At 73.4% G+C, this 26,687-nt stretch carries 28 protein-coding genes and 1 pseudogene; 19 read left to right on the forward strand and 10 right to left on the reverse strand.

Annotated features, from left to right (window positions below):
* The first annotated feature begins 261 nt into the window (after positions 1-261).
* The 4 genes from ACZ4WV_RS16570 to ACZ4WV_RS16585 all read left to right on the forward strand — a co-directional run bounded on the left by ACZ4WV_RS16570 (position 262) and on the right by ACZ4WV_RS16585 (position 4,190).
* Positions 262-1,251, forward strand: a complete 990-nt coding sequence (locus ACZ4WV_RS16570; protein ID WP_465747175.1) for an ABC transporter ATP-binding protein — start codon at positions 262-264, stop codon at positions 1,249-1,251.
* Complete coding sequence (locus ACZ4WV_RS16575) at positions 1,248-2,096, forward strand: ABC transporter permease (protein WP_465747177.1); 849 nt, start codon at positions 1,248-1,250, stop codon at positions 2,094-2,096. The genes ACZ4WV_RS16570 and ACZ4WV_RS16575 overlap by 4 nt, the downstream gene beginning before the upstream one ends.
* 115 nt (positions 2,097-2,211) lie before the next feature.
* Positions 2,212-3,510 (forward strand): sensor histidine kinase, encoded by a 1,299-nt coding sequence (locus ACZ4WV_RS16580; protein WP_465747246.1) that lies wholly within the window; start codon positions 2,212-2,214, stop codon positions 3,508-3,510.
* The gene (locus ACZ4WV_RS16585) at positions 3,507-4,190 is read left to right on the forward strand and encodes a response regulator (RefSeq protein WP_465747179.1); all 684 of its coding nucleotides are present in this window, start codon (positions 3,507-3,509) and stop codon (positions 4,188-4,190) included. The genes ACZ4WV_RS16580 and ACZ4WV_RS16585 overlap by 4 nt, the downstream gene beginning before the upstream one ends.
* 233 nt (positions 4,191-4,423) lie before the next feature.
* Here the strand turns inward: ACZ4WV_RS16585 and ACZ4WV_RS16590 are convergent, their stop codons facing one another.
* Positions 4,424-4,555 (reverse strand): hypothetical protein, encoded by a 132-nt coding sequence (locus ACZ4WV_RS16590; RefSeq protein WP_465747181.1) that lies wholly within the window; start codon positions 4,553-4,555, stop codon positions 4,424-4,426.
* 317 nt (positions 4,556-4,872) lie between these two features.
* Here ACZ4WV_RS16590 and ACZ4WV_RS16595 point away from each other — a divergent pair, with 317 nt between their 5' ends.
* Entirely contained in the window at positions 4,873-5,490 is a 618-nt protein-coding gene (locus ACZ4WV_RS16595) for a TetR/AcrR family transcriptional regulator (protein ID WP_465747183.1), read from the forward strand.
* Positions 5,491-5,500: 10 nt separating this feature from the next.
* Here the strand turns inward: ACZ4WV_RS16595 and ACZ4WV_RS16600 are convergent, their stop codons facing one another.
* The gene (locus tag ACZ4WV_RS16600; protein ID WP_465747185.1) at positions 5,501-6,337 is read right to left on the reverse strand and encodes a slipin family protein; all 837 of its coding nucleotides are present in this window, start codon (positions 6,335-6,337) and stop codon (positions 5,501-5,503) included.
* Positions 6,338-6,810: 473 nt separating this feature from the next.
* Between ACZ4WV_RS16600 and ACZ4WV_RS16605 the strand changes: the two genes are divergently transcribed.
* From ACZ4WV_RS16605 to ACZ4WV_RS16640, 8 genes are all read left to right on the forward strand, one after another.
* Positions 6,811-6,933 carry a hypothetical protein gene (locus ACZ4WV_RS16605; RefSeq protein WP_465747187.1) on the forward strand — a complete coding sequence of 41 codons (123 nt, stop codon included), beginning with the start codon at positions 6,811-6,813 and terminating at the stop codon, positions 6,931-6,933.
* Positions 6,934-7,272: 339 nt separating this feature from the next.
* Positions 7,273-8,130 carry an NAD(P)H-binding protein gene (locus ACZ4WV_RS16610; protein WP_465747189.1) on the forward strand — a complete coding sequence of 286 codons (858 nt, stop codon included), beginning with the start codon at positions 7,273-7,275 and terminating at the stop codon, positions 8,128-8,130.
* Positions 8,131-8,600: 470 nt separating this feature from the next.
* Positions 8,601-9,068: a hypothetical protein gene (locus tag ACZ4WV_RS16615; RefSeq protein WP_465747191.1), complete on the forward strand. Its 468-nt coding sequence runs from the start codon at positions 8,601-8,603 to the stop codon at positions 9,066-9,068.
* A 231-nt stretch (positions 9,069-9,299) separates the two neighbouring features.
* A complete protein-coding gene (locus tag ACZ4WV_RS16620) occupies positions 9,300-9,992 on the forward strand; it encodes a helix-turn-helix domain-containing protein (RefSeq protein ID WP_465747193.1) in 693 nt (230 codons plus the stop codon).
* Between the two features lie 135 nt (positions 9,993-10,127).
* Positions 10,128-10,772: an ATP-binding protein gene (locus ACZ4WV_RS16625; protein ID WP_465747194.1), complete on the forward strand. Its 645-nt coding sequence runs from the start codon at positions 10,128-10,130 to the stop codon at positions 10,770-10,772.
* Between the two features lie 178 nt (positions 10,773-10,950).
* Positions 10,951-11,193 carry a plasmid mobilization protein gene (locus ACZ4WV_RS16630; RefSeq protein WP_465747196.1) on the forward strand — a complete coding sequence of 81 codons (243 nt, stop codon included), beginning with the start codon at positions 10,951-10,953 and terminating at the stop codon, positions 11,191-11,193.
* A complete protein-coding gene (locus tag ACZ4WV_RS16635) occupies positions 11,190-11,561 on the forward strand; it encodes a fic family toxin-antitoxin system, toxin component (RefSeq protein WP_465747198.1) in 372 nt (123 codons plus the stop codon). The genes ACZ4WV_RS16630 and ACZ4WV_RS16635 overlap by 4 nt, the downstream gene beginning before the upstream one ends.
* A gap of 321 nt (positions 11,562-11,882) precedes the next feature.
* Positions 11,883-12,662 carry a VOC family protein gene (locus ACZ4WV_RS16640; RefSeq protein ID WP_465747200.1) on the forward strand — a complete coding sequence of 260 codons (780 nt, stop codon included), beginning with the start codon at positions 11,883-11,885 and terminating at the stop codon, positions 12,660-12,662.
* 67 nt (positions 12,663-12,729) lie between these two features.
* On the opposite strand, the gene rox is transcribed toward ACZ4WV_RS16640, so the two are convergent.
* Positions 12,730-14,163 carry a rifampin monooxygenase gene (rox, locus tag ACZ4WV_RS16645; RefSeq protein ID WP_465747202.1) on the reverse strand — a complete coding sequence of 478 codons (1,434 nt, stop codon included), beginning with the start codon at positions 14,161-14,163 and terminating at the stop codon, positions 12,730-12,732.
* Between the two features lie 423 nt (positions 14,164-14,586).
* Between rox and ACZ4WV_RS16650 the strand changes: the two genes are divergently transcribed.
* A complete protein-coding gene (locus ACZ4WV_RS16650; RefSeq protein ID WP_465747204.1) occupies positions 14,587-15,288 on the forward strand; it encodes an HAD-IA family hydrolase in 702 nt (233 codons plus the stop codon).
* On the opposite strand, the pseudogene ACZ4WV_RS16655 reads toward ACZ4WV_RS16650, so the two are convergent.
* Positions 15,263-15,460: pseudogene (locus ACZ4WV_RS16655) on the reverse strand (DUF2199 domain-containing protein); the annotation flags it as partial. The gene ACZ4WV_RS16650 and the pseudogene ACZ4WV_RS16655 overlap by 26 nt on opposite strands.
* A 50-nt stretch (positions 15,461-15,510) precedes the next feature.
* Positions 15,511-17,283 carry a penicillin-binding transpeptidase domain-containing protein gene (locus ACZ4WV_RS16660; RefSeq protein WP_465747206.1) on the reverse strand — a complete coding sequence of 591 codons (1,773 nt, stop codon included), beginning with the start codon at positions 17,281-17,283 and terminating at the stop codon, positions 15,511-15,513.
* Positions 17,284-17,558: 275 nt separating this feature from the next.
* Here ACZ4WV_RS16660 and ACZ4WV_RS16665 point away from each other — a divergent pair, with 275 nt between their 5' ends.
* Positions 17,559-18,107, forward strand: a complete 549-nt coding sequence (locus tag ACZ4WV_RS16665; RefSeq protein WP_465747208.1) for a hypothetical protein — start codon at positions 17,559-17,561, stop codon at positions 18,105-18,107.
* 115 nt (positions 18,108-18,222) lie between these two features.
* On the opposite strand, the gene ACZ4WV_RS16670 is transcribed toward ACZ4WV_RS16665, so the two are convergent.
* The gene (locus ACZ4WV_RS16670; protein WP_465747210.1) at positions 18,223-18,969 is read right to left on the reverse strand and encodes an SOS response-associated peptidase; all 747 of its coding nucleotides are present in this window, start codon (positions 18,967-18,969) and stop codon (positions 18,223-18,225) included.
* Positions 18,970-19,019: 50 nt separating this feature from the next.
* The gene (locus tag ACZ4WV_RS16675) at positions 19,020-19,802 is read right to left on the reverse strand and encodes an AraC family transcriptional regulator (RefSeq protein ID WP_465747212.1); all 783 of its coding nucleotides are present in this window, start codon (positions 19,800-19,802) and stop codon (positions 19,020-19,022) included.
* A gap of 156 nt (positions 19,803-19,958) precedes the next feature.
* On the opposite strand from ACZ4WV_RS16675, the gene ACZ4WV_RS16680 reads away from it, so the two are divergent.
* Together ACZ4WV_RS16680 and ACZ4WV_RS16685 are read left to right on the forward strand one after the other, a co-directional pair.
* Positions 19,959-21,107 (forward strand): MFS transporter, encoded by a 1,149-nt coding sequence (locus ACZ4WV_RS16680; protein ID WP_465747214.1) that lies wholly within the window; start codon positions 19,959-19,961, stop codon positions 21,105-21,107.
* A gap of 257 nt (positions 21,108-21,364) precedes the next feature.
* The gene (locus tag ACZ4WV_RS16685; protein ID WP_465747216.1) at positions 21,365-21,664 is read left to right on the forward strand and encodes a WhiB family transcriptional regulator; all 300 of its coding nucleotides are present in this window, start codon (positions 21,365-21,367) and stop codon (positions 21,662-21,664) included.
* 135 nt (positions 21,665-21,799) lie between these two features.
* Here the strand turns inward: ACZ4WV_RS16685 and ACZ4WV_RS16690 are convergent, their stop codons facing one another.
* Positions 21,800-22,240, reverse strand: a complete 441-nt coding sequence (locus ACZ4WV_RS16690) for a hypothetical protein (RefSeq protein ID WP_465747218.1) — start codon at positions 22,238-22,240, stop codon at positions 21,800-21,802.
* 406 nt (positions 22,241-22,646) lie between these two features.
* On the opposite strand from ACZ4WV_RS16690, the gene ACZ4WV_RS16695 reads away from it, so the two are divergent.
* Entirely contained in the window at positions 22,647-24,140 is a 1,494-nt protein-coding gene (locus ACZ4WV_RS16695) for an MFS transporter (RefSeq protein WP_465747220.1), read from the forward strand.
* Between the two features lie 219 nt (positions 24,141-24,359).
* Positions 24,360-25,301 carry a TIGR01777 family oxidoreductase gene (locus tag ACZ4WV_RS16700; RefSeq protein ID WP_465747222.1) on the forward strand — a complete coding sequence of 314 codons (942 nt, stop codon included), beginning with the start codon at positions 24,360-24,362 and terminating at the stop codon, positions 25,299-25,301.
* An 80-nt stretch (positions 25,302-25,381) separates the two neighbouring features.
* Here the strand turns inward: ACZ4WV_RS16700 and dmpI are convergent, their stop codons facing one another.
* Positions 25,382-25,564 carry a 4-oxalocrotonate tautomerase DmpI gene (dmpI, locus tag ACZ4WV_RS16705; protein WP_465747224.1) on the reverse strand — a complete coding sequence of 61 codons (183 nt, stop codon included), beginning with the start codon at positions 25,562-25,564 and terminating at the stop codon, positions 25,382-25,384.
* 112 nt (positions 25,565-25,676) lie between these two features.
* On the reverse strand, positions 25,677-26,618 hold the full coding sequence (locus tag ACZ4WV_RS16710; RefSeq protein ID WP_465747226.1) for a LysR family transcriptional regulator: 942 nt from the start codon (positions 26,616-26,618) through the stop codon (positions 25,677-25,679).
* Positions 26,619-26,687 lie beyond the last annotated feature (69 nt).

Here is a 26,687-nt window from a genome sequence, read left to right on the forward strand (position 1 = left end):
GCCGCCTCGGGCTGCGGCCTCAGTATCGGCGCCGGGCGCGTCCGCCGCCTCCCGGACTGGTGCGGCGCGGACGGCGCCCGGGCCGACCGGCGTCGGTGGCGGGTCCGGATTCCGCGCCGGACCGGGGCGGGCGGCGTGGTACCGCGGTACTACGGACGGCCCGATGATCAGCCCGCGGTGCCACGGATCCGGCCCCGGCCGCACTTAGCGTGGGAGCGTGGGCGGCCGGGACGGCCCGGCCCCTGAACGTAAGGGCGAGCGATGATCGAGGCGCACCAGCTGACGAAGCGGTACGGGGAGAAGACCGCCGTGGACGGGCTGGACTTCACGGTCCAGCCGGGGACGGTGACCGGCTTCCTCGGGCCCAACGGGGCCGGCAAGTCCACCACCATGCGGATGGTCGTCGGCCTGGACGCACCCACCAGCGGGTCGGTGCGGGTCAACGGCCGCCGCTACGCCGAGCACGCCGCGCCGCTGCAGGAGGTCGGCGCCCTGCTGGAGGCCAAGTCGATCCACCCCGGCCGTTCGGCCTTCAACCACCTGATGGCCCAGGCGCACACCCACGGCATCCCGCGCCGCCGCGTCGAGGAGGTCATCGAGATGACCGGCCTGCAGAGCGTGGCCCGCAAGCGGGCCGGGGCGTTCTCGCTCGGCATGGGCCAGCGGCTCGGCATCGCGGCCGCCCTGCTGGGCGACCCGGCCACGGTGATGCTGGACGAGCCGGTCAACGGCCTCGACCCCGAGGGCGTCCTGTGGATCCGCAACCTGCTCACCTCCCTCGCCGCCGAGGGCCGCACCGTCTTCGTCTCCTCGCACCTGATGAGCGAGGTCTCGCTGGTCGCCGACCACCTCATCATCGTCGGCCGCGGCCGGCTGCTCGCCGACACCACCGTGCAGGACCTCATCCGTGAGGCGGGCGGCGACGTCGTCAAGGTGGCCAGCGCCGACCCGGCCCGGCTGCGCTCGGCGCTGGCCGGCCCCGGCGTGGAGATCACCGGCCGCTCCGGCTCCGAGGAACTGCTGGTCACCGGCCGCACGGCCCGCGAGATCGGCCTCACCGCCGCCGAACACGGCATCGCCGTCTTCGAGCTCACCCCCCGGACGGTCTCCCTCGAGGAGGCCTTCATGGACCTGACCAGGGACGCCGTGGAGTACCACGGCACCACCAGCGCCCGCGTCGAGAACGACCTCGGGAACAAGTCCGAGAACGACCTCGAGAACGAGACCGAGACCCCGAGGAGCGCGGCATGAGCACCATCGTGACCTCCCAGCCCGCCACGCCCGCCGAGCTGCGCCCCGCCCGCCCCGCGTACAAGGTGACGGCCGTGCGCGTGCTGCGCTCCGAGTGGGCCAAGCTGTGGTCGCTGCGCTCGACCTGGATCACGCTCGGTCTGGCGCTGCTCTTCCTGGTCGCCTTCGGCCTGATCGCGGCCTCCCAGTTCAAGTCGCGGATCACCTCCGGGCGCCCCATGGACCGGGACTTCGCCACGGCGAGCACGCTCAGCCTGTCGCTGTTCGGCACGAACTTCGCGCAGTTGGCGCTCGGCGTCCTCGGCGTGCTGGTCGCGGCCGGCGAGTACTCGACCGGCATGATCCGCTCCACCCTGGCCGCCGTGCCGCGCCGCCTGCCCGTGCTCTGGTCCAAGGCCACGGTGTACGGCCTGATCGCGCTGGTCCTGGGCACCGCCGGGGTGTTCGTCGCCTTCCTCGTCGACAGCCGCATCCTCTCCGGCACCCGGGCGGTGATGACCTTCTCCGACGCCGGGGTGGTGCGCGGGCTGCTCGGCGCCGGGCTCTACCTCGCCCTGGTCGGCGTGATCGGCGTCGCCCTGGGGGCGCTGCTGCGCTCGGTGGCCGGCGGCATCTCGGTGCTGGTCGCCTCGCTGATGCTCGTCCCCGGGCTGGTCTCGCTGCTGCCCAGCTCCTGGCAGGACCACATCAGCCCGTACCTGCCCAGCCACGCGGGCGAGGCGATGTTCGCCCTCCACCACGACACGACCACCCTCTCGCCGACGGCCGGACTGCTGGTCTTCCTCGGCTGGACGGTGCTCGCCCTGGCCGGGGCCGCGGTGCGCCTGGTCCGCACGGACGCCTGAGAGACTCCCGGTGCGGCGTCGGAACCCTCCGGCGCCGCACCACCCGTACCACCACCAGGGAGAAGCACCGGTGAGCGAGGACCGAGCCACCCCCGTCGGCCCGGCACCCGTCGGCCTGGCACCCGTCGGCCCGGCCGCCGACGCGCTGTCCGGCCACCCGCTGTTCGCTCGGCTGGCCCGGATCGGCCAGCGCGTGCGGCAGGCGGACCGTGACCACCCCTGGATCCTGGACGCCGCCGTGGTCGCGGTGGTCGTCCTGATGTTCTGCCTCCCCGACCTCTTCCCCTTCACCGGCCACGGCGAGTCCCCGCGCGAGCACCGGATCGTCTTCGTCCGCCCGCCGCTGCCCGCCATGCTGGCCTTCCAGGCGGGCCTGGTGCTGCCCCTGCTGTGGCGCCGCCGTCGCCCCACCGAGGCGCTCGCGGCGATCATGGCGGTCTTCGTGTTGCAGTGGTCGCTCGGCGTCGCCCTGCGCGCCGACGCCGCCCTGCTGGTCGCCCTCTACAGCCTGGCCCTGCACGGGCGGCTGCGGCACCTGGCCTGGTCCTGCGCGGTCATGGTGAGCGCGATGGGGCTCGTCGCCGTGCAGGTCTCCGGCGGCGGACTGCCGGTCGGCGACGCGCTGTTCTTCCTGGTCAGCGCCGCGACGGCAGCCGTCGCCCTGGGCATCGCGGTGCGCATCCGCCGCGCCCAGCTCGCCGGGCTGCGGGAACGGGCGGCCCGGCTGGAGATCGAACGCGACCAGCGCAGCCGGCTCGCCGCCGCCACCGAACGCACCCGGGTGGCGCGCGAGATGCACGACATCATCGGCCACAACCTGTCCGTGATCGTCACCCTCGCCGACGGCGGCGCCTACGCCGCCCAGACGTCCCCCGAGCGCGGCCGGGAGGCGCTGCAGCTGATCGGCGAGACCAGCCGCCAGGCCCTCGGCGAACTGCGCCGGATGCTCGGCGTGCTGCGCGACCAGGGCGACCAGGCCGCCGAGTTCAACCCCCAGCCGGGCATCGCCGACCTCGACGCCCTGTGCGCCCGCATCCGCGCCGCCGGCCCCCAGGTGCTCTACACCGTCGGCGGCGACCTGGACCAACTGGACCGCGGCGTCCAGCTGATGGCCTACCGCATCGTGCAGGAGGCGCTCACCAACACCCTCAAGCACGCCGGCGCCGAAACCCGCGCGCACGTGACCCTCAACGCCGACGCCGCCCGGCTGCGGGTGCGCGTGCGCGACAGCGGCCCGCCCGCCGCCGGCCCCCGGCCGGCGCGACCGGCCGGCGAGGGGCACGGCCTGGCCGGCATGCGCGAACGCGCGGCCCTGTACCGCGGCACCGTCACGGCGGGCCCAGGCCCTGGGGCAGGATGGACCGTGGAGGCCGTACTCGACCTCACCCCCGAACCGACAGGCGGCCCGACGTGACCACCGTCCTCATCGTGGACGACCAGCCACTGCAGCGCTACGGCTTCCGGATGCTGCTGGAGAGCCAGCCCGACACCGAGGTGGTCGGCGAGGCCGCCCACGGCGCCGAGGCCGTCCGGCTGACCGCCGACCTGCGGCCCGACGTCGTCCTGATGGACATCCGGATGCCCGGCATGGACGGCATCGAGGCCACCCGGCAGATCGTCTCCACCGGGGGGCGCTCGCGCATCCTCGTGCTCACCACCTTCGACCTCGACGAGTACGCCCACGCCGCGCTGCGCGCCGGGGCCAGCGGCTTCCTGCTGAAGGACGCCCGCCCGGAGGAACTGCTCGCCGGGATCCGCGCCGTCGCCGAGGGCGACGCGGTGGTCGCCCCCGCCATCACCCGCCGCCTGCTCGACGCCTACGCCCACCACCTGCCGGTCCGCCCGGTGGGCGCGGCGGCGGCCGAGGACGCCCGGCTGGACGCGCTGACCGAGCGCGAGCGGGAGATCCTCACGGCCATCGCCCGGGGCTGGACGAACAGCGAGATCGCCCAGCGCCTGGTGCTGGCCGAGTCGACCGTCAAGACGCACGTCAGCCGGGTGCTCGCGAAGATCGGCGCCCGCGACCGGGTGCAGGCGGTGATCTTCGCCTACGACCGCGGGCTGACCCGGCCCAACCCGCCGGTCACGAACTGATCCGGCCGGGGTGGTCGTGCGCAGGGGCGGGCTGAAACCCGCTTGCGGGCGGGATGCGGGATGCGGGATGCGGGATGCGGCAGCGGTGAACCGGCGTGCGTCCACCCCGCCGTTCCCCGAAGGGGTTTCAGCCCACCGACCAGTGACGAGCGGACCGCTCAGGACTTGTCCGACGGCATCGCCGACCGCCGACACCCGCCGCGTGCGTGCCGGTGTCGGCGTCGGGCGGACGGTCAGGAGCCGTCGGCGAACTCGCGGAAGTCCGCGTCCTCCTCGGCCATATCGTCCACGAGGAAACCGGCGACGATCAGCAGCCCGAGGCCGAGCAGCAGCGCGAGCGCGGCCTTGGCGATCCGGGCGATCACAGGCCCTTCTCCGCTGCCGCCAGGTGGTCGCGCAGGTGGGTGAGGCCGTGGCCGGACGCGCTCCGGTCGAAGGTGGTGGGTGCAGCCATGACGGGGGGCCGCCTCTCGGTCGGGGATGGTGCCCTCCGTTGGTAGCGGAACTGTTCGCCGCCACGGGTGCGGCAGCGCCCGGGAGTCACTCGAACGAGTACCGGGCGGGCCGGGGACGCCCCAAGGCAGTGCCCGGACCGATCCGCGCGGTGCTTGGGAGGGAACGGGTTCGTTCACTAACATTGGTGCCAGGCGTGGTGAACAGAAACCCTGGAAGGTGCGCAGCCATGTCCGCTGAAACCGACACCGCGCGAGCGGCGGTGACGGCCGCCCGGCTCCGGCGGCGCGGCGAGGCGCTGGAGAGCGCCATCTACGAAGCGGCCCTCCAGCAGCTCACGACCGACGGCTACGCGCGACTCACCATGGAGGGCGTCGCCGCCGCCGCGCAGACCGGCAAGGCCGCGCTCTACCGCCGCTGGTCCTCCAAGGAGGAACTGGTGATGGACGCGCTGCGGGCCAGCCTGCCCCCGGCCGGGCCGGCCCCCGACACCGGCAGCCTGCGCGGGGACCTGCTGGAGGTGGTGACCGGGCTGCGCGCCGCGATGTTCAGCGAGCTGGGCGCCGCCGTCCGGGCGATCATGAGCGAGCTCGACCACCGGCGGGCGCACGCCTTCCTGGCGCTCGTCCTGGAGCGGGTGGTCGAGCCCACGACCGCGCTGATCGCCGAAGTGCTCGACCGGGGCACCGCCCGGGGCGAGGTCCGCCCGGGCGCGGTCACCTCGCTGGTCACCGACGTGGTGCCGGCGCTGATGCTGTACCGGATCAAGATGTGCGGCGGCGGCACCGAGCACCTCGACCCGGCGGCGATCGTGGACGAGGTGCTGCTGCCGATCGTCCGGCCGTGAGACCGAGGTGTCAGCCGGCGTCGGCGGGTGCCTGCGACGGGACGGTCGGGGTGGTCGGGGCGGCCGGGCCGGCGGCAGGGGCAGTGGCGCCCTCGGCGAGCCGGGCCGTGGAGGCCTCGAAGAAGCGCAGCAGCTCCACCGGGAACGGCAGCACCAGCGTCGAGTTCTTCTCGGCCGCCACCTCGACCACCGTCTGCAGCATGCGCAGCTGCATCGCCGCCGGGGTCTCGGCCATCGTCGCCGCCGCCTCGGCGAGCTTGGCGGCGGCCTGGAACTCACCGTCGGCCGTGATGATCCGGGCCCGGCGCTCGCGGTCGGCCTCGGCCTGACGGGCCATCGAGCGCTTCATCGAATCAGGCAGGCTGACGTCCTTGATCTCCACCCGGTCGATGTGCACGCCCCAGCCCGTCGCCGGGCTCTCCAGCATGATCTCCAGGCCCTGGTGCAGGTGCTCCCGGCCGGACAGCAGGTCGTCCAACTCGCTCTTGCCGATGATCGAACGCAGCGAGGTCTGGGCGACCTGCAGCATGGCGAAGGCGTAGTTCTGCACGTCCACGGTGGCCTTGATCGGCTCGATCACGCGGAAGTACAGCACCGCGTCGACGCTCACCGAGACGTTGTCCTTGGTGATGCCCTCCTGGGCGGGCACCGGCATGGTGATGACCTGGACGTTCACCTTGCGCATCCGGTCGAGCACCGGCACCAGCAGTGTCAGGCCCGGCTCGCGGACCGACCCGCGCACCCGGCCCAGCCGGAACACCACGCCCCGCTCGTACTGCTGCACCACCCGCACGCCGGTCACCAGCCAGAGCAGGGCGACCACGACGACGATCACGAGTACTGCCACGCCTGTTCTACCTTCTCCCCGTCGCGGTGCGGCCGGGCCGGGTCCGGAGTGGCCCTGTCGCCGGGGCGCGCCGCGCGCAGCACAGTATGCGCCCAGGCGGGCCGGCCGGTAAGGCGTGCGCACCAGGATCTTGACGCATCGTTGACGCGGACTCCGGCGCATCGCCGACGCGGACGGTCCGCCCGCCGGTGCGCCGCCTGTTCGTGCCCGGGCGGGCACGCGGTACCGCCCTCGGAGTGATCATGTGGCCCTGGCGGCCCCGCTGCCGACTTGATCCACTGTCGGCAGGCAGCCGACGCGGCACCGTCGGCCGAGTGGACGGGAACCGAGGAGAACCACGCGATGCGCGAACACGTCACCACGACGCAGCGGGCGACCCGGCCGACCGGGGTGCCGAGCCGGTGCGCCGCAGACCGTCCGGACCGGCGGCCACGGCGGCGCCCGCCCCCGGCAGGCCCAGGAGCCCGCACGAGGTGACGGCCCTGCAACGGGCGGTGGGCAACGCCGCGGTGACCCGGATGATCGAGCAGGAGCGCCACGAGCACGGCCCCGGCTGCGCGCCCCACGCGGCACCGCCGTGCAGCGGGCGCCGCTGAACCTGTCCCGCCCGGGTCAAGGCGGGGCGCCCCGGCTGCCGTTGGACTCCGGGGCACCACCGAGGACAGCTGCCGAGCGATCGGTCTTGCCGTGGGGCGGTGCTCGTGGCTCGGGCAGTGCTATCGTCCCGGTAGGCGAAGTGCGGCGTCGGAACGCTTCGCTGGTCACTGCGGTGGCTCTCAGGCGCGAGTACCGGAACGCACCCGGTCGAGGTCGAGCGCCCTGTGGCACCGCGTTGCACGACAGCCGGTTGTGACCGGCCCGTGGTCCTTCTCGCGGATCGCCGACATGCCTGTGCCCATCCTCGCCGGGCCTGACCTTGCGAGGGGAAGCCCATCATGACCACTCTGGTCATCGGAGCCCGAGGCGGCGTCGGCCGCCATGTCGTCGACCAACTGCTCACTGCCGGCGAACGAGTCCGCGCCTCGGTGCGCGACCCGCGGGCCGGATCCGACCTGCCGACCGCGGCCGAAGTCGTGACCGCCGACCTCACCCGGCCCGAAACACTGCGTCAAGCGCTGGACGGCGTGCGCAGAGTGTTCCTCTACGCCACGCCGGCCACTGCCGCACGCTTCGCCGCGGTGGCCACCGAGGCGGGACTCGAACGCGTCGTCCTGCTCTCCTCCGGCAGTGTTCTGCTGCCGGGGACCGAGCACAACGCGATCGCCCGGGAGCATCGTGCGGTCGAGGACGCGCTGTCAGCCGCCGGTCTGCCGTGGACGCCGGTGCGGCCACTGGTCCTGGCCAGCAACAGCCTGCGCTGGGCGGAGTCGATCAGGTCGACCGGCAGGGTGCGGCTGGTCCATCCCGACGCCGTCACGGCGCCGGTCCACGAACGCGACGTCGCCGCCGTCGCCGTCACGGCACTGGGCATCGGCGCCGGGGACGCGATGGCGACCGACCCGTCCAGCGCCGCTGCGCTGACCGGACCGGAACTGATCTCGCAGCGTCGCCAGGTCGAACGGATCGGGCAGGCGATCGGCAGGACTCTGCGCATCGAGGAGCTCTCCCCGGACCAGGCCCGCGAACACTACGGTCGCTTCACCGAGCCGGCCACGGTCGAGGCGATCCTGCAGTTCCTCGCCTCGGCCGCGACCGGCGGGTCGCCGCGTACGCCGACCGTGCGGCACGTGCTGGGCCGGCCCGGCCTCAGCTTCGAGCAGTGGGCCCGCGACCACGCGAAGGACTTCGCCTGAGGACTCACGACCGCTGAACCCCCAGGTCACCAGCGTGCCACAGCGACGCGCACCTGTCGTCTGTGGTGCCGGAGCCCGGGGGTTCGGCACCGAGCACGGCTGTGCCGGCTGGCGCGCTACTCGCGCGCGCCCGCAGCCTCCACCGCTCGCCGGTGCGTCGCCCGCCCCGTCGCTGCCGCCGCCGTGACCACGGTGACGAGGGTGCAGAGCGCGATGGTCAAGGAGCTGCTGCCACGGGACCACCGTGGGTGCCGACGCCACCAGCCGTACCGGCAAGGCGTGTTGGGTGGCCGCGGCGAGCCCGGTCGCGACGGCGGCGAGCACGGTGCCGACGACCACCGCCACGGCCGACTCGGCCGCGGCCACCCGGACGATCCGCACCGTGCCGGTCGCCGGGTCGGATGAACGGGCTGCGGATAGGCTGAATCCGCACGTCAATGGCCGTGGGCGGCCGGGGAGGGTTCGAGACGGTGGAGAAGATGGGCGAGTTGGACGACCTGCGGGCGCGGCTGGCGGCCTTGGAGGCGGAGGTCGGCCGACTGCGGGAGGAGTCCGCGGCGGCTCACGCGGCGGCGGTGGGGCGGCGCGCGGCATCGGTGGGGCGCACGACGAGGGCGGTGACGCGTACGACCACGAGGACGGCAGGCGCGGCTGCGGCCGGAACCGCCCGGGACGGCGCGGAGGACCGCACCGCCGCGCCCGGCCACACCCAGGTACCGCAGGCGGTCCGCGTGGACCGGGTCGAGCAGCCCCAGTCGATGACCAGCCTCGCCGACGTCGTCGGCGTCATGGTCTCCGGCCAGAACGAACAGACCCGGGTCCTGCGGGCCCACGCGCGGACCCTGGAGGCCCAGAGCAGCACGCTCGCCAAGCACGGGCAGTTCCTGGAGAGCCTGCTGGCCGGCCAGGAGGCCCTCCAGGAGGAGCTGCGCCGCTGAGGAGCCCCGGGACCCAGCGCCACGCCCGGGCGAGTCTCTCCGGTTCGCCGGATCTCACCTCCGCTGTACGACACGCACGGGTCCGTGCCCTCCTCGACTTGGGGTGGGCCGGGCGCTTGGATGGGTCCGGCCCGGACTCCCGGATGCGTCCGGCCTGGTCACCGTCCGGCCTGGTGACCGTTCGGGTGCGCCTGCGGGCGACCTCCCTTGGCGAGCCGAGGAGCCACCACCGTGAACGACACGACCGATCCCGAGCCCGGTCCGGACTGTGATCCCGAGCGCGATCCCGCCCCCGCCGCCGTGGCCCGGCGGATCGCCGAACGGCGTGAGCACCTCGGCCTCACCGAGGAGTCCCTGGCCCGCCAGGCGGCGATGGCCCCCCGCTACCTGCACCACCTGCTCGACGCCGGACCGACGTTCGACCCCGGCGGGTTCGTCCGGATCGCCGCCGCCCTCGGCATGAGCCGCGACGAACTCCTGGAGGGCCGTCGCGACGCCCCGCCCGGCCATGGCGGCCCGGGCCCGCGGCCTCGGCTGCTCGCCCTGACCGAGGCCGAGTGCTGGGACATGGTCGGCACCCACGGCGTCGGCCGGATCGGCCTGCCGGTGCGGCCGGGGCCGGCGGTCTACCCCGTCAACTATGTGGTCGACCGCGCCTCCTTCGCCTACCGCACGGGCCCCCGCACCGGCACCGCCCCGGAGGAGGGCGCCGCGGTGTCCTTCCAGGTCGACCACATCGACGAGTACCTCGGGCGCGGCTGGAGCGTCCTCGCCCTCGGCACGGCTCACTACGTGAACGACCCGGAGGAACGGCGGCACCTCGACGGCCTCCCCGGCGCGGCCCCCTGGGCGGGCGGGGACCGGCCCTCCTGGGTGCGGATCCGACCCGCCGAGATCACCGGCCGCCGGCTGGTCACCGGCTGAGCGAAGCGGGAGCCGGGACACCTGCGCGTCCCGCACGCTCCGGGGGCAAGTCCTCTACCAGCGCGCCGCGTTGGGTGGCCGGCTGGCGGTGGGGCCGGAGAGGAACGGCGGCTGCCTCCGGGGGATACTCCTCGGATGGATCACGGATCAAGGGCTTCCTGGACCAACACCACCCACGACTGGGCCGCCGCCGTGGACGCGGAGCACCTCGCCGGCATCCGCCGCGATCCCGGGCGCTACGCGCCGGGCGGGCTGGAGCACCTCGTGCTCGAGGTGGTCGCGTATGCGGCCGACGAGGCGGCCGGCCGGGGCGCGGGGCGGTGCCTCGTCACCCTGTGGGCCGACGGCTCGGTCTCGGTACGGGATGACGGCCGGGGCACCGACACCCGGGTCGACGAACACGGCAAGGTGGTCAAGAAGCCGGTGATGGCGACCAAGGACCTGCGCTTCTTCGACTCCCCGGCGGCCTCCCCGGAGACGGAGCGGCTGCCGGACGGCCGACCACGTCGGGGCATGTCCGTCGTCGCCGCGCTCAGCAGCCGACTGGTCCACACCAACCGACGCCACGACGGAGCCTGGAGCCAGCGCTACGAGCACGGCATCCCGGCGACCGGCCTCGACCCGATCGAGCCGGACGGCACCACCGGCACCTGCGTGACCTTCCTGCCGGACGCTTCGTTGCTCCCACCGAGCCCGTTGGACGCGGACCGGCTGGTCCGGTGGGCCGCGCACTGGCCCGCCCTGGACCTCCGGGTCGAGGACCGGCGAGGCGGCGCGTAACGGGTGCGGGCGTGTGGGGCGGGTGTGGCTGGGCGTCGCCCTGGGCGTGGTCATCCTGACAGTGGGGCGACCGGCCCCGGGAACCGCACGCGCGGCTGACCCCGCCTGGGGCGTTCGCCGGTGTGCTGACCATGAGCCCGTCTTGTAGCGGGCGCTACGCGTCGCTACGCTCGCCGCTATGAAGCAGCTGAACGTCCGACTGGACGACGCCGTGCACGAGGCGCTGGAGCAGCGCGCCGAGGCGGCCGGGATGAGCCTGCCGGACTACGCGCGCAAGGTGCTGGCGGAGGAGGCGGACGAGCGGCGCGAACGGTTCCTGACCGCGGCCGCCCACTTCGCGCAGGCCTGGGGACCGGCGTTCGAGGCGGAGTTCGGGCCCTCCCCGCGCAGTTCACGCGAGGCCGCGGCGGACGCGGCGTGATCTTGCGGATCGACCGGGCCTGGCTGCTCGACCTCGTCCACCACTTTCTGCCGAACGACCCCGCCGTCACCGACTACGGCACCCTCGCCGCCGCGGTCGCCCGCCACGCCGACGCCGTGCTGGACGTCCCCGTCTACGGCGCCGTTCACCAGCGCGCCGCCGCCCTGATGCACCAACTGATCCGCGTCCCGGCCCTGGAAGCCGGCAACGAGCACTTCGCCGCCGTGGTCGCCGCCTCCTACCTCAGCGCCTCCGGCGTCATTGTCACCGCCGAACCCGAGCAGGCCGTCGCCCTCGCCGCCCGCATCCGCGCCGGTGGCATCGACGTCCGGGAGGCGGCTGCCGCGATCCGCACCTGGTTCCACTGACCACCACGGCAGTCGGGTGAGGCCAGCCTGGTGTGGAGCGGAGCAGGTCTCAGCCGGCGTTGCGACGGGTGGCGTCGAGGTGGAACCCGATGTAGCGGGGGGAGGGTCGGGGGGCCGACGGCGGCAATGCCCGTGCCGCCTTCCTCCTCAGCCACCGTCCGGCTCCACTCGATCAGCGTGGGATCGCCGGGCTTCAGACCGGGCCTGTACGAACGGGGCGAGGGCCGACGGCGCAGTCCCCCCGGGCGGCGTGTCGGGTGGCGGATCGCGGGGCGGGACGGGAGGGTGACCTGCGGGGGACCTCACGAGGAAAGGGCGAGAATGCCTGACGTCACCACCCCGTACGCAGCCGGCACCCCCTGCTGGGTCGACCTGATGGCGAAGGACCAGCAGGCCGCGCTGGACTTCTACCGTGACCTCCTCGGCTGGCAGGGCCAGCCGGGCCCGGCCGAGTTCGGCGGGTACGCGCTCTGCGAGCTCAACGGCAAGGCGGTCGCCGGCATCGGCCCGACGATGGCCCCCGAGGGCATGCCGGAGCCGCCCACCGTCTGGACCAGCTACCTGTCCACCACCGACGCCGAAGCCACCCAGAACGCGATCGTGGCAGCCGGCGGCACCCTGCTGGTCCCGGTGATGGACGTCGGAGACCTCGGCCGGATGCTGGTCGCCGCAGACCCACAGGGCGCGGTGTTCGGCGTCTGGCAGCCCGGAAATTTCTTCGGCGCCCAGGTGGTCAACGAGCCCGGCGCGCTGACCTGGAACGAGCTGCACACCAGCGACGTCGCGAGTGCGACTGCCTTCTACCGCGAGGCCTTCGGCATCGAGGTGGAACCGATGGAGGACGCCGATCAGTACTGGCAGCTGAAGGTGGGTGGCCGCGCCGTCGGCGGCGCCACGCTCCTCGCCAACGACCCGCCCGGCACCCCGGCGCACTGGCTGACCTACTTCTCGGTCGACGACGTGGACGCCTGTGCCGACGTGGTGGTCAAGCGCGGCGGCACCGTCCTCGCCCCGCCCTTCGACATGATGGCCGGTCGGATGGCAGTGGTCGCCGACCCCCAGGGCGCGCCGTTCGCCATGATCAAGCCGATGCCGAGCTGAGCCACCGGACCACCGAAGACCCTCGCCCCGTCCGTCCGGAACCCGGACGGACGGGGCGAGGCCTGCGTCAGGAGGAGGCGCCGGCGCCGAACCACCTGGCCAGCGCGTCGAGCAGGGACTGCTGTTCGTCGCCGACCCACGCGACGTACCCGTCGGGCCGTAGCAGGACGGCCGGCACGTCCAACTCCTCGCAGGCGTCCGCGACATGGTCGACGCGGTCGGCCCAGCCCGGCACTGCGAGCCGGCCGCCGGTCCGGTCGAGCAGCAACCCGCGGCCGCCGTGCATCAGGTCGTACAGGCGGCCCTCCTTCAGCCGGACGTCCCGCAGCCGACGGCCGAGCAACTCATGGCCGTCGCCGAAGTCGTAGCGGACGCCGACCGCGAAGACCATCTCGGTGATGTACCGGTTCACCTCCTCGAAGTCCATCAGCCGTGAGAGCAGGCCCCGCAGCGCGGCCGGGCCCGGGCCGGTGCCCAGCAGTGTCATCTGCGCTCGGGTGTTGTCCAGCACCATCGCCCCCACCGGGTGGCGTTCGGCGTGGTAGCTGTCCAGCAGATCGGCCGGCGCCCAGCCGTGCACCGCGGCGGCGAGCTTCCAGCCCAGGTTGTAGGCGTCCTGGATGCCGAGGTTGAGGCCCTGACCGCCGGTGGGAGGGTGGATGTGCGCCGCGTCGCCGGCCAGGAAGGCCCGGCCGACCCGGTAGCGCTCGGCCTGCCGGGTGGCGTCGCCGAAACGGGAGAGCCAACGCGGCGAGTGCGCACCGAAGTCGGTGCCCGAGGTGGCCCGCAGCTGTTGCCGGAACTCCTCCAGGGTGGGCGTGGTGTCCCGGTCCTCGGCCACCGCTTCGGCGGGCACCACCACGCGGTACACCCCGTCCCCGAGCGGGATCGCGCCGAAGCGCAGCTGGGTCCGGCGGACCTCCGTCACGACGGCCTCGATCCTCTCCGGCGCCTCGGCCAGCGAAAGCTCGCCCAGCAGCGTGTCCACCTCAGAGGGCTCGCCGGGGAAGCCGACCCCGAGCAGCCTGCGCACCGTGCTGCGCCCGCCGTCGCAGCCGACCAGGTAGCGCGAGCGCAGTCGGGTGCCGTCCGCCAGCTCGACGTCGACCCCCTCCTCGTCCTGGCGCAGCCCGACCACTTCCCGGCCGCGCCGGATGTCGGTGCCGAGTTCGAGGGCGTGCTCGTTGAGCAGCCGTTCGGTGACCGGCTGCGGGGTGCTCAGGCCGTACGGGTGGCCGGTGTCCATGGTCTGCGGCCACGGCTTGTGGATGTGCCCGAAGAAGCCGCCGACCGAGAACTTCGCACTCACCGCGAGGAACCGGTCCAGCAGCCCGCGCTGGTCCATCATCTCCACGCTGCGCACGTGCAGGCCTTGGCCGCGGGACTGCGCGGTCGGCGCGGTCAGCCGCTCCAGCACCACCACCCGCACGTCGTGCAGCCGCAGTTCGCTCGCCAGCATCAGCCCGGTCGGCCCGCCGCCGACCACGATCACGTCGATCATCAGTACTTCCCCCATGGGTTCGCGCGAGGCCTGCACGCGGGACAAAGGCGTGCATGTGTCGCGAACAGAAGATTCCGGATGTTCCGGCCTCGGGCGACGATTCTGCGCCATGACGGGGGCCTTGCCGCAAGGCCCCCCGGGCGCGGTACGTTGGTAGTGGCAGGGAGGCTGTGACCTCCCTGCTTCTTCGTTTCCTCCGCGCCTTGCGGTGGGCCGTAGCGCCACCGCCGCCGGGGACGAGGTCCGCAGCCGGACCGTCGAATCGATCAGCTCGGGCATCACGCCGTCATGCCCGCCATCGAGTCCGGAGCCCGGGAGCGTCCGGTCCAGGGTCCAGGGTCCAGGGTCCAGGAGCTCCCGCCGTGTCCGTACCGTCGGCCCGCCCGGTACCGTCGCGCTACGACCGCAGAGGAAGGACCCGGCATGGACCAGCGCACCGCCGACGAGGAACAGCCGGCCGACTACCGCGGCCTGATCCTCGACTTCGTCGGCGTCCTCACCGAGGGCGTCCGGGAGGCGACGGGCGCATGGGCCCTGGCCGAGGGGCTCGACGCGGACACCTGGCACCGCACCCTGACCGCCGACCCCGTGGTGCGGCAGCTGTACACCGAACTGGAGCACGGCCGGATGCGGCAGGCCGAGTGGAACACCCGCACGGCGGCGGTCCTCGGGGTGGACAGCGACAACCTGATGGGCCGGGCCTGGGCGGCGGTCCGCCCGGCCGCCGACATGGTCCGGCTCGCCCGGGCGGCCCGCCGTGCCGGGTACACCGTCGCGATGCTCTCCAACAGCTTCGGGCTGGACCCGTACGACCCGTATGAGGCGACCGGCGTCTGGGAACTGTTCGACGTCGCCGTGGTGTCCGAACGCGAGGGCATCGCCAAGCCCGACCCGGCGATCTACCGGACGGTCCTCGCCCGCATGGGCCTGGCCGCCGTCTCCTGCGTGTTCGTCGACGACCAGCCGGCGAACCTGCTCCCGGCCGCCGAACTCGGCATGACCACCGTCCTGGCCGACGGCCTCCCCGGAACGGCCCGGCACCTGGCCCACCTGCTCGGCCTGGACCTCGACAGCCCGGCCACCGAACCCGCGGTGGCGGTCACTTCGGATGCAGCACGGCCCTGACGATTCCGCGGACGCGGTCGTACGTGATGACCTCGCGCTGCTCGACGGCGAGCGGGTGGTCGGTGGGCTCCAGCTCGATGAACGGCCACTGCCCGACCGGCCGGGTACGGACGTCGGTCCTCAGGTCGATGGTGCTCGGCGAGTACAGCGGCAGATCCGTGGTCAGCCGGCCGCCGGCGGCGGCCCCGCGCTGAGGGCCGCCGCCGGCGCGGGGGTTCGCCGTCAGCCGTTGCCGCCGCCCGCCTTGAGGACCTGGGCCGCCGCCACGCCGGCCGCGCTGTTGCCGTGGCCGCCGCCCTCGACCTCGGCGGCGACGGCGAGGTCGTTGCGGTAGGCGATGAACCAGCTGTTGGTGGCCTGGGCGGAACCGGCCTCCACCGTGCCGGTCTTGGCGCCGATCTGGCCGCTCAGCCCCGACATCGGGGCGCGGGCGGTGCCCTGGGTCGCGGTCCTGGCCATCATCGCGCGCAGGTCGCGGGCGATGTCCGCCGGCAGCTTTCCAGGCGCGGTGGCGCGCTTGACGTCCTCCCGAAGGACGGGCTGACGGAACGTTCCGCTCTGCACGGTGGCGGCAACCGAGGCCATCAGCAGGGAGTTCACCTGGATCTGGCCCTGCCCGATGTACTCGGCCGCCGCCTCGTCCTTGGTGCCCGGCAGCGGGATCGTGGCGTCCCGGCTCGGCACGCCGATGTGCCACTGCAGGCCGAGGCCGAACTGGTCGCGGGCCACCGCCGCCAGGGTGCCCGGCTGCAGCTTCTCCAGGCCCTTGTCGATGAAGCCGGTGTTGCAGGAGCGGGCGAAGTCGTCGGTGAGCGTGGCGTTGGGGAATTCCCCCGGCTCGTCGTTGTGCCAGGCCCTGGGGGAGTAGGTGGTCTCCTTGCACGGTACGACGGTGTCCGGGCTCACGCCCGCCTCCAGCAGCGCGGCGGAGGTGATCACCTTCATCGTCGAGCCCGGCGCCTGCCCGCCCCCGATCGCGCGGTTGAATCCCCCCTGCGGGGCGTAGGCCATCGCCAGGATCTGCCCGGTGCTCGGCTGGACGGCCACCAGCGAGGCGGGCTTGCCACCCGCCGACTGCTGCTTGACCGCCTCCTCGGCGACCTGCTGGAGGTCGGCGTCCAAGGTGAGCTTGACCTGCGGCGCGCTCGACGGGGTCAGGACGAACAACTGCTCCGAATCCTGGGACCCGCCGCCGGACAGCACCACCGCCTGCCCGGTGACGACCGTCGCGCCGTCGGCCGGGGCGATCTGCGGCAGCACCCCGCGCAGCGACGGGAAGGCGTCCAGCGGACGGCCCTTGCGGTCGGTGGGCTTCGACACCGGGTTGGCCAGCGGGCGCACGGCGATCGTCTTGCCCCCACCGAGCTTGGGGTGGACCACGCTCGGCGCCCAGCGCACCAGCGTCCGCCCGTCCGCCGCCCGCATCACACCCACGACGCTGTCGTACTCCCAGGCCTGCGACGACTCGTCGAACTCAGCCCGCACCTTGAAACCGACGGCGGGCTCACTCGGGGTGCCGGCCGAGGCCGGGCCCGTGCCGGTCAGGGTGAGCGACTTGGCCGGCACCCCGTCGTGGAACGAGGCCAGCGCCGCCCGGGCGGCCTCCGGGCGGTCGGTCATCCCGCCCGCCACCGTGAAGTCCCCCCGCCCCCAGGCCGCCAGGAACTCCTTGGCCACCGCCTCGGCCTGCTCGGCGCTCGGCGGCTGCTGCGCCGCGCCCGTCGCGGCGGCCGGCTTGCCGCCGTCCTCGGAGGAGCCGCCCGACACGGCGCTCACCAGGTTGTACGCGCCGTATCCGCCGATCCCGACGAGCGCGGCGAAGACCCCGCCCACCGCCACCAGCGCGGCCCGGCGCGCGCCCGAGCGGCGCGCGGGTTCCTCCTCGTAGCCGACGTAAGCCCCGTACTCCCCGGACTGCGCGTCCTCCCCGTACGCCGCGTACTCCTCGTACTCCGTGTACTCGGCGTTGCCGGCGCGCTCCTGCTCTTCGTGCATTCTGTTGTGCCCCCCATGCGAATGTCCTGATCACGGCCCGTCCCCTCCGCGTTCCCGGCACCACCGGTCGGGCGAAGGGTCGTTCGGGCCCGGACCAGAGTAGTACCGCCCGGGGACGGACGACCATCGGCCCCGGTAGCGCGGCGGGCTCCATGTGTTGCTCCGAGGTCACGGTCTCGCCAAGTCCCGTGCAAACGCCCCCTGATCATGGTGGGTTCGTGTCGAACCCGGTCCGCGGGGGGAACATCCGAGCACGGACGCGAACAACAGGAGACATGGTGGCGGTCGACGGCAGCAACATGGCGCACGCTGTGATCGAGACGGCGGTGAAGGAGCGCACGCGTCTCCAAACCGGCCGCAGCCGGACGACGGCGCTGGTGGTGCTGGGGTTGTTCGCGGCCTTCGGCCTGTTCCTGGCGCTGGTGGTGGGCAAGTCCGACCCGACGAGCGCTCCGACCTGCGACGGCAAGACCATGACCCGGGACACCGAGTGCCGGATCTGGTCCAATCACGGGGGCGGGGGCACCTACAGCTACGACGAGATGATCGACCGCCGGGAGTCTTCCAACGGGGTGTGGCGAGTGGTCGGCTTCGGCGGCGCCGGCCTCGCCGTGGTCGGGATGGTGATGGCGGCCAGCAAGCTCGATCCGAAGCGCCCCTGGGGCAAGCCGGTCGCCGAGTTCTGCCCGCGTTGCCACCAGCCCACGCTGCGGGAGAAGTTGACCGTGCACACCATCTCCCGTGGGCGGACCAACTACCGCTACAGCGGCATAGTCACCCTCTGCACGCCCGTCTGCGGCTTCACCGCGGTGCGCCAGCGCTGACGGCGAGGCTGACGGCGAGTGGGCCGGCCGGGCCGGGAAGGCCGATGGCACAGGTGCCGCGGCCAGGGGTACGTCCGATGACCCGGCTGCCTGGACCCCCCCGGGACGGCAGGGGTCAGTCCGCCAGGCCCAGCGGATCCGGGGCGGTGGCGATCAGCTCCGGGCCGTTGGGCGCGCGCACGCTGTTGACGGCGGGCGGGACGGCGCGCACCCGCAGGTCGCCGTCGCCGGGGCGGCGCAGCAGGTGGTGGAGGTCGGTGGGATCGGTGTGGGCGGGGGAGAGCCAGGTGGGCACGTCGTCGGGGGCGATGGTGAGCGGCATCCGGTCGTGGACGCGGCCGGCGGAGTCGGTGGCGTCGGTGGTGATGATGGTGGCGGTGGCGAGCCAGGCGAGCGGGTCGTCGTCGGCGCGGCCGGGGTCGCGCCAGAACTCGTACAGGCCCGCCATCAGCATCACGCCGCCGGTGCTGAGGAAGTACGGCTGCTTGTACTTCTTCCGGTGGGCGGTGGCGGGGACTTCGCGCCACTCGAAGTAGCCGTCGGCGGGGACGACGCAGCGGCGGGCGGCGAAGGCCTTGCGGAAGGCGGGCTTGGTGTCGACGGTCTCCGAGCGGGCGTTGATCATCCGGGCGGCGCCGGACGGGTCCTTGGACCACGATGGGACCAGGCCCCAGCGCAGCGGGCGCAGTCGGCGCTGCACCTCGCCGGTCTCGCGGTCGACGCGTTCGAGCACGGCCGGGATCGGATCGGTGGGGGCGACGTTCCAACTCGGCGCGAAACTCTCGGCAGGGTCCCAGCGGAGTTCGCCGAGTAGCGAGACGAGGTCCTGGGGCGTGGTGGTGGAGACGAAGCGGCCGCACATGCCCCCAGCCTGCCACCCGGCGCGGACGATCGGCGAGAACGGCGGCCGGCTCAGCGTGCCGGGCGTCCGCCCGGGCTGCCCGGGTCGCGGCTGCCCGGCGCCCGGCCGCCCGGGGTATGGCCGAACGTGCGGCGGAAGACGTCGATGAAAGTGCTGGCCGAGGACCAGCCGCAGCGGTGCGCGACGGCCGTGACGGGCACGCCCTCGGCGAGCAGCACCAGGGCGTGGTGCAGGCGCAGTTGGGTGCGCCACTGGGGGAAGGTCAGCCCGAGATCGGCGCGGAAGAGCCGGGAGAGGGTGCGGTCACTGGCGCCGACGGCGCGGCCGAGCTCGGCGAGGGTGCGGGGGTCGGCGGGGTCGGCGTGCAGCAGTGCGCACAGGGCCTGGAGGAGCGGGACGGTGGGGGTGGGCAGGTGCAGGGGCTGCTGGGGCGAGGCGCGCAGTCGGTCGAGCAGGACGGCGCGCAACCGGGAGCGTTCGGGGCTGTCGTCCTCGGGGGCCCGGGTGTAGGCGATGATCAGTTCGCGCAGCAGCGGACCGACGGCGAGCACGGTGGGCCGGTCGAGGGCGAGCGGGTTGTCGCCGGCGGGCAGGCCGACGAGGTGGAGCTCGAGCTCGCCGTGCGCCTGGTGGGCGTGGACGGTGCCGGCCGGGATCCAGAGCGCGCGGTTTCCCGGGGCGACCCAGGAGCCGGCGTCGGTGGTGATCGCGACGACGCCCCGGGCGGCGTAGGCGATCTGGTGGTCGTCGTGGCGGTGGGCGTCGATCCCGGCGCCGGGCGGCAGGAGCTGGGCGCGGGTCGGTGCGACGGGATCGTGGCGGATCTTCGGCATCAGCTGGCAGATTATCGGAAGTCAGACAGCCGGCGTCGGGCCGAGCATGGCGGGATGCTGAAACGAGCGTCAGAAGATCAGACAAAGGGTGCGTCGGGAAACCGGACGGAACCGCAGGCCCTGTGGCCGTACACCAGAGCGATCACACTGCTGTCCGTGGGCCACTCCTGCGTGGACGTCTACCAGGGCGCGGTGGCCGCGTTGGTGCCCTTCCTCGTGGCCGAGCGCGGCTACGGCTACGCCGCCGTGTCGGGCGTGGTGCTCGCCGCCTCGCTGTTGTCCTCGGTGGCGCAGCCACTGTTCGGGGCGCTCACCGACCGCTGGCCGCTGCCCTGGCTGCTGCCGGTCAGCACGCTGCTGGGCGGCGCGGGCATCGCGCTCAGCGGCGTGGGCGGCTCGTACGGGCTGACGCTCGCCTGCGTGGCGCTGTCGGGCGTCGGGGTCGCCGCCTACCACCCGGAGTCGGCGCGGGTCGCCAGGTCGGTCACCCAAGGCAGCGGCGCCGGCCACCGGGGGATGGCGTGGTTCTCGCTGGGCGGCAACCTGGGCTTCGCGGCCGCGCCGTTGCTGGTCGCCGCGGTGGTGGGGACGGGCGGGCTGCGGCTGACCCCGTTGCTGGCGCTGCCGGCCCTCGCGGGCGCCGTGCTCTGCGTGCCGGTGCTGCGCGAGCTGGCTCGTCGGCGCGCCTCCGGGGCGAGCGCGGCGCCGAAGGCGGGCCGGGACGACCGGGCCTCCTTCGTGAAGCTGTCGCTGGCCGTGGTGTGCCGCTCTATCGCCTTCGTCGGCCTGAGCACCTTCCTGTCGCTGTTCGCCACCCAGCGCCTCGGCGGCGGTACGGCGGCCGGCACGGCGGCCCTGGTGGTGCTGTACGCGGGCGGCGCCGTCGGCTCGGTGCTGGGCGGTGCGCTGGCGGACCGGTGGGGCCGGGTCGCGGTGGCCCGCTGGTCCTACCTGGTCGCGGCGGTGGCGGTGGCCGGGGTGCTGCTGGTGCCGGGCCCCGCGCTGTACCTGTTCGTCGCGCTCACCTCGGCGGGCCTGTACGTGCCGTTCTCGCTGCAGGTCACGCTCGGGCAGGACTACCTGCCCACCCGGATCGGCACCGCGAGCGGGATCACCCTCGGCCTGACCGTCAGCATCGGCGGCCTGGCCGGTCCGCTGATCGGGGCCCTCGCGGACGCGACCTCCCTGCGTACGGCGCTGCTGCCACTGGTGGCGATGCCGGTGCTGAGCTGGGCGCTGTTCCGGGCGCTCCCGGAGCCCGCCGTCCCCGAGGAGGAGCCGGCGCCCGTCGCGATCAGGCCCTGATCAGGTGGGGCGGCGCCTCGACTTCGTTGCGACGGACTTCCGTCGGTCCCCCTGCCGTCGCGAGCGTGCCCGAACCGTCGCCAGCGCACTGGCGCGTGCCCGTCATCGGCCGACGGCCCGTCACTTCCGAGTCAACCGCTGCCGCTCGCCCCGTCGTTGTCGTGATCCGGCGGCCGCGCGGCTCGGCGGCGCATGTGCCTCGCGAATCGGGATAGACGAGCGGGCGGAAGCCACCGCTCACTCGGAAGGAGCCTCTCGTGACCGACACCGCCCGCCTCCCCGGAGCGCTCGAGCACCGCTGGTCCTGGCAGATACGGGGCGCCTGCCGCACCGTCGACAGCAACATCTTCTTCCACCCGACCAATGAACGCGGCGCTGCGGCGAAGCAGCGCGAGCAGGTGGCCAAGTCGGTGTGCGCCCGTTGCCCGGTGCTCGCCGAGTGCCGGCAGTACGCCCTCGACGTCCGTGAGCCCTACGGCGTGTGGGGCGGACTGACCGAGGACGAACGCCGCGCCCTGATCGCCGGTTGGCACTCCCGACGCCCGGCGGCCGCCTGACCGGAGCGGACACCGCTGACCTGCGATCCCCCTGCCCGACCGCCACGTCGGAAGGAGATCCGTCTGGACGACCCGTCGTCATCGATGCGCGGGATGGCGGCCGTCACGCCGCTGCGACTGGGCGGCCGTGGGCGGTCAGGCCTTGATGGTGAGCCAGGCACCGAGGCCGCTGCAGCCGCGCGCGTCGTACGTGGTGCTGCGGTAGCCGGCCGGGATCGGCGAGTACGGGCAGGTCCAGATGCCGTTGCGGACGAGCTCGTGGAACCAGGCGCCGACGCCGCTGCAGCCACGGGAGTCGTAGTTCGTCAGCACGTAGCCGGAGACGATGGGCGATCCGGAGCAGGTCCACAGACGGTTCTGCGCGGGCTGCTGGAACCATGAGCCGTGGTTGTTGCAGCCGCCGGCGTTGTACATGGTGATGACGTAGCCGCTCGGGACGGGCGCCCCGGAGCAGGTCCAGCTGCCGGTGGCCGAGGCCGTGCCGGCCGTCGTACCGGTGAGGGCGGCCGCCAGCACGGCGACGGTCGCAGCGGCCCTTCCGGCACGGGACATCAGTTGGCGGAGGGTCCTGGTCACGGCGACACCGGTCCGATCGGTCGTCTCCCCACCGGCGGAGCGGCAGGGAGGGCGTAGTAGCGGGGACGCGCCGCACCCTATCGACGGTGATCAGCTCTTTGATAGGCCCGGATCGAATGCCCGCCACACCTGACCGAAAACTGTCCGTGATCCCGGCCTGGACCCTCCACGACCGCAGCCGCCGCAAGTCGATCTCGCCCGGCATGTGAACAGCCGTTCCGGGCAGACGTGATCGCGCAACGCAACCCCGTGCTTCCTCGGGAGTCGCTTCCCCGGGGGACGGCACGTACCCCGGCGGTGACACGGCAGTGGCGACCACGCAGCGGTCGCTCGGCGGATCGAAGCGAACGGGGAACAGCAGGGCCGGCCCGACGGGCGGAACAGGACGAGCGAAAGGGGATCTGTCATGGTCGATTCGGCGAAGGCATCCGAACACCGACAACCGTCGGAGCCGGGGGTGGTCGAGACCTGTCTGCCCGCGCGGTTGGACCGCTTGCCGTGGTCGGCGTGGCACTGGCGGATCGTGATCGGCCTGGGCACCGTGTGGATCCTGGACGGTCTGGAAGTCACGATCGTCGGCAACATGGCCGGCCGGCTCGCCCAGAACGGCAGCGGGATCGCCATCTCCACGAGTCAGGTGACCACGGTGGCCGCGGCCGTGTACGTGGCGGGCGCGTGCAGCGGTGCGTTGTTCTTCGGCTGGCTGACCGACCGGCTGGGCCGCAAGAAGCTGTTCATGGTCACACTCGCCGTCTACCTGGCCGCCACGGCGGTGACGGCGGCGTCGTGGACGGCGTGGTTCTTCTTCCTGTGCCGGTTCTTCACCGGTTTCGGCATCGGCGGGGAGTACGCGGCGATCAACTCCGCGATCGACGAGCTGATTCCGGCCCGGGTGCGCGGCAGGGTCGACCTGATCATCAACGGCAGCTTCTGGGTCGGCGCCGCCCTCGGCGCGTTCGCCTCCATCGCGCTGCTCAACACCGCGCTGTTCGCCACCGACGTCGGCTGGCGGCTGGCCTTCGGCATCGGCGTGGGCCTGGGCCTGGTGATCCTGCTCGTGCGCCGGCACGTCCCGGAGAGTCCGCGGTGGCTCTTCACCCATGGACGAGCCCAGGAAGCCGAACAGGTCGTCACCGAAGCCGAGCAGGCCGTCGAACGCGAGAGCGGACGACCGCTGCCCCCCGTCACCGGCGAGCCGATCCGCATCCGCGAACGCGAAGCACTCGGCTTCGGCACGATCGTCCGCACCGTCGTGGCCCGCTACCCCCGCCGCACCATCCTCGGGCTCGCCCTCTTCATCGGCCAGGCCTTCCTCTACAACGCCATCACCTTCGGCTACGCCGTCATCCTGACGACCTACTTCGGTGTGGCGGAGGGTGACACCGGCTACTACTTCGTGGTCATCGCGGTCGGCAACTTCCTCGGCCCGCTGCTCCTCGGCCACCTCTTCGACACCGTCGGCCGCAAACCGATGATCGCCGGCAGCTACATCGGCTCCGGCCTGCTCCTGTTCGCCACCGCCGCACTGTTCCAACACGGTTCGCTCTCCGCCGTCGGCATGACGGCCTGCTGGACGGTCGTGCTGTTCCTCGCCTCCGCCGGGGCGAGCGCCGCCTACCTGACGGTCAGCGAGATCTTCCCGCTGGAGACCAGGGCCCTGTCGATCGCCTTCTTCTACGCCGTGGGTACGGCGGTCGGCGGCATCAGCGGCCCGCTGCTCTTCAACGGCCTGGTCAGCAGCGGCAAGGTGTCCGACACCACCCTCGCCTTCTGCATCGGCGCCGCCCTCATGACGCTGGCCGGCCTCGTCGAGGCCGCGATCGGCGTCAAGGCCGAGCGCCGCAGCCTGGAGTCACTGGCCACACCGCTCAGCGCCGTCACCGCCCCGGCGAAGGGATAGCTCGCGCTGCGGTGGTCGCCTGCCGCCGAGCGGAGCACGAGGCGACCGCCTGACGGTCTCCGTCCGCCCCACCTGCGCGGGAAGTCGACCCGGCCGACTTCCCGCGCAGCGGTGCGGAGGCGGGCTTGGCCTCGGCGCCTCACCTCACCGCCCCGCGTCATAATTTGAACGTGTTCAATCGAGGCGTTAGGCTCGACGCCGGAGATGGAGGGGGAACTCATGAAGATCGTCATTCCCGGCGGCTCCGGCGCGCTCGGGACGCTGCTCGACCGCACCCTGAGGGCGGCCGGACACCGGGTGGTCACCCTCAGCCGCAGGCCCGAAGGGCCCCGGCAGGTCGGGTGGGACGGGCGGAACCTCGGGCCCTGGGCGGCGGAGGTCGATGGCAGCGACGCGGTGGTCAACCTGGCCGGGCGCAGCGTCAACTGCCGCTACACCGAGGGGAACCGGCGGGCCATGATGGACTCCCGGGTGCTCTCCACCCGGGCCGTCGGCCAGGCGATCGCCGCCGCCCGCCGCCCGCCCGCCGTCTGGTTGCAGATGAGCACCGCCACCGTCTACGCCCACCGGCACGACGCGCCCAACGACGAGCTGACCGGCGCGATCGGCGGCGAGGAACCCGACGCCCCGGCCTCCTGGCGGTACAGCATCGACATCGCCCGGGCGTGGGAGGACGCGCAGGCGCAGGCGGACACCCCGCACACCCGCCGGCTCGCGCTGCGCACCGCCGTCGTCCTCGGGCCCGAGCGCGGCGGCGCCCTCGACGCGCTCTCCTGGCTGGCCCGGCTCGGTGCGGGCGGCCCGATCGCGGGCGGCGCGCAGTACGTGTCCTGGATCCACGAACGGGACTTCGTCCGCGCCGTCGAGTTCCTCGTCGACCGGGACGAGCTCGCCGGCCCGGTCAACCTCGCCGCCCCGAACCCGCTGCCCCAACGCGAGTTCATGCGCGACCTGCGGGCGGCCTGGGGCATGCCGCTGGCACTGCCCGCCGCGCGCTGGATGGCCGAGCTCGGCGCCTTCGCGCTCCGCTCGGAGACCGAGCTGCTGCTGAAGAGCCGCCGTGTCGTGCCGACCAGGCTGCTCGATGCGGGTTTCGCCTTCGAGCAGCCGCACTGGCCGCAGGCCGCCCGCGACCTGGTGCGGCGGCTGCGCGGACGCTAGCCGGGCGGGCGCGGCCCCACGGGACCGCCGCCCGACGGCTGACGGGGCCGACAGAGAAGAAGGGCTGACGGCCTGGCCGACTACCGGTCCGCGGTGAGCTTCCCGGCCGCGCCCCAGCTGTCCGCCGGGTACTCCTGGATCCACACGTACACGCTCTCGGCCGGGACCTCCAGGGTCTCCACGAAGGCCTCGGTGACCTTCTTGACCAACTCGCGCTTCTGCTCCACGCTGCGGGGGCCCTGCTGGATGGTGACGATCGGCATCTTCGGCTCCTAACCGGGTTCTTGCTGAACTCTCCCGCCGGGTTCTTTCCGGCTGGGAACAGTCCACCCGATCGGGCCGCCCGCACCCAGACCCGATTCGCTCTGGCAGCGATCACGAATCCTGATCGTTCCACGTCGGGGGTGTCAGGCGGCAGGTCTCCAGGAGCAGCCGGGGGAGCGGGGCCGAGCGCCGTACGGCGATCGAGGTCGGTAGGGCCAGCGGGGTCCGGCAGGGGCGGAAGGCGATCCGATGGGCGTTGGTCATCCGGGCGTTGGCGGCGTACACCATCGTCCACATCGGCGTGCCGCTGCCGATCGAGGCCAGGGTGTCCTGGAGGGTGCTGTGCGGCGGGCCGGGGAGCGGCTGGAAGCCGGCTCGCGCGCAGGCGTCCAGGACCAGGTCCACCAGCGCCGGGTGGTTGCGGCGTTCGGTCAACTGCAGGGGCAGGTCCGCGAGTTCCGCGAGGTCGATGTCAGGCTGGTCGGCGCGGGCGTGCCGGGCGGGCAGCGCGATGAGCAACTCGTCCTGCCAGACGGGCAGGAAGCGGAGGTCGGGGTTGTCCTCCGCGACGGCGCCGCGCACGAAGACGGCGTCGAGGCGCCCGTCGGCCAGCCGGGCGAGCCGTTCCCGCACCGGGAGGGAGTGGAGTTCGACGCGCACCTCGGGCGCCCGTCGCCGGTAGGTGTCGAGGATCAGTTCCAGCCGCTCGCCGAGCCCGGTGACGGTGCCGAGCCGGAGCACGGCGGGTGCGGTCGGACTGGCGGCCAGGTCGGCGGCGAGGGCGCGGGCGGCGGCCTCGGCGGACAGCACGTCCCTGGCGGCGGGCAGGAAGCGCTCGCCGGCCGGAGTGAGCCGGACGTACCGGGGCGAACGGTCGAACAGCTCGACCTTCAACTCCCGCTCCAGCCGCCGCACCTGCTGGCTCACGGCGGGCTGGCCGAGCAGCAGCTGCTCGGCGGCCCGGCCGAAGTGCAGCTCCTCGGCGACGGCGACGAAGCAGCGCAGCTGCCGTAGCTCCATGTGGTCCCCCAGCTCGATGTACCGACCGCCCATGGTCCCAGGCCCGGAGACCGCCCCGGAGACGCCCCTGCTTCGGGGGACCGGTTCGGCATCGACCGGCTG

This window comes from Kitasatospora sp. NPDC029312 (assembly GCF_055569215.1).

Bases quoted from the DNA above. Each gene is read 5' to 3' on its own strand.
- ACZ4WV_RS16570 (WP_465747175.1), top strand. From the start codon at position 262: ATGATCGAGGCGCACCAGCTGACGAAGCGGTACGGGGAGAAGACCGCC.
- ACZ4WV_RS16575 (WP_465747177.1), top strand. From the start codon at position 1,248: ATGAGCACCATCGTGACCTCCCAGCCCGCCACGCCCGCCGAGCTGCGC.
- ACZ4WV_RS16595 (WP_465747183.1), top strand. From the start codon at position 4,873: ATGTCCGCTGAAACCGACACCGCGCGAGCGGCGGTGACGGCCGCCCGG.
- ACZ4WV_RS16610 (WP_465747189.1), top strand. From the start codon at position 7,273: ATGACCACTCTGGTCATCGGAGCCCGAGGCGGCGTCGGCCGCCATGTC.
- ACZ4WV_RS16625 (WP_465747194.1), top strand. From the start codon at position 10,128: ATGGATCACGGATCAAGGGCTTCCTGGACCAACACCACCCACGACTGG.
- ACZ4WV_RS16630 (WP_465747196.1), top strand. From the start codon at position 10,951: ATGAAGCAGCTGAACGTCCGACTGGACGACGCCGTGCACGAGGCGCTG.
- ACZ4WV_RS16640 (WP_465747200.1), top strand. From the start codon at position 11,883: ATGCCTGACGTCACCACCCCGTACGCAGCCGGCACCCCCTGCTGGGTC.
- rox (WP_465747202.1), bottom strand. From the start codon at position 14,163: ATGATCGACGTGATCGTGGTCGGCGGCGGGCCGACCGGGCTGATGCTG.
- ACZ4WV_RS16650 (WP_465747204.1), top strand. From the start codon at position 14,587: ATGGACCAGCGCACCGCCGACGAGGAACAGCCGGCCGACTACCGCGGC.
- ACZ4WV_RS16660 (WP_465747206.1), bottom strand. From the start codon at position 17,283: ATGCACGAAGAGCAGGAGCGCGCCGGCAACGCCGAGTACACGGAGTAC.
- ACZ4WV_RS16665 (WP_465747208.1), top strand. From the start codon at position 17,559: ATGGTGGCGGTCGACGGCAGCAACATGGCGCACGCTGTGATCGAGACG.
- ACZ4WV_RS16670 (WP_465747210.1), bottom strand. From the start codon at position 18,969: ATGTGCGGCCGCTTCGTCTCCACCACCACGCCCCAGGACCTCGTCTCG.
- ACZ4WV_RS16675 (WP_465747212.1), bottom strand. From the start codon at position 19,802: ATGCCGAAGATCCGCCACGATCCCGTCGCACCGACCCGCGCCCAGCTC.
- ACZ4WV_RS16695 (WP_465747220.1), top strand. From the start codon at position 22,647: ATGGTCGATTCGGCGAAGGCATCCGAACACCGACAACCGTCGGAGCCG.
- ACZ4WV_RS16700 (WP_465747222.1), top strand. From the start codon at position 24,360: ATGAAGATCGTCATTCCCGGCGGCTCCGGCGCGCTCGGGACGCTGCTC.
- dmpI (WP_465747224.1), bottom strand. From the start codon at position 25,564: ATGCCGATCGTCACCATCCAGCAGGGCCCCCGCAGCGTGGAGCAGAAG.
- ACZ4WV_RS16710 (WP_465747226.1), bottom strand. From the start codon at position 26,618: ATGGGCGGTCGGTACATCGAGCTGGGGGACCACATGGAGCTACGGCAG.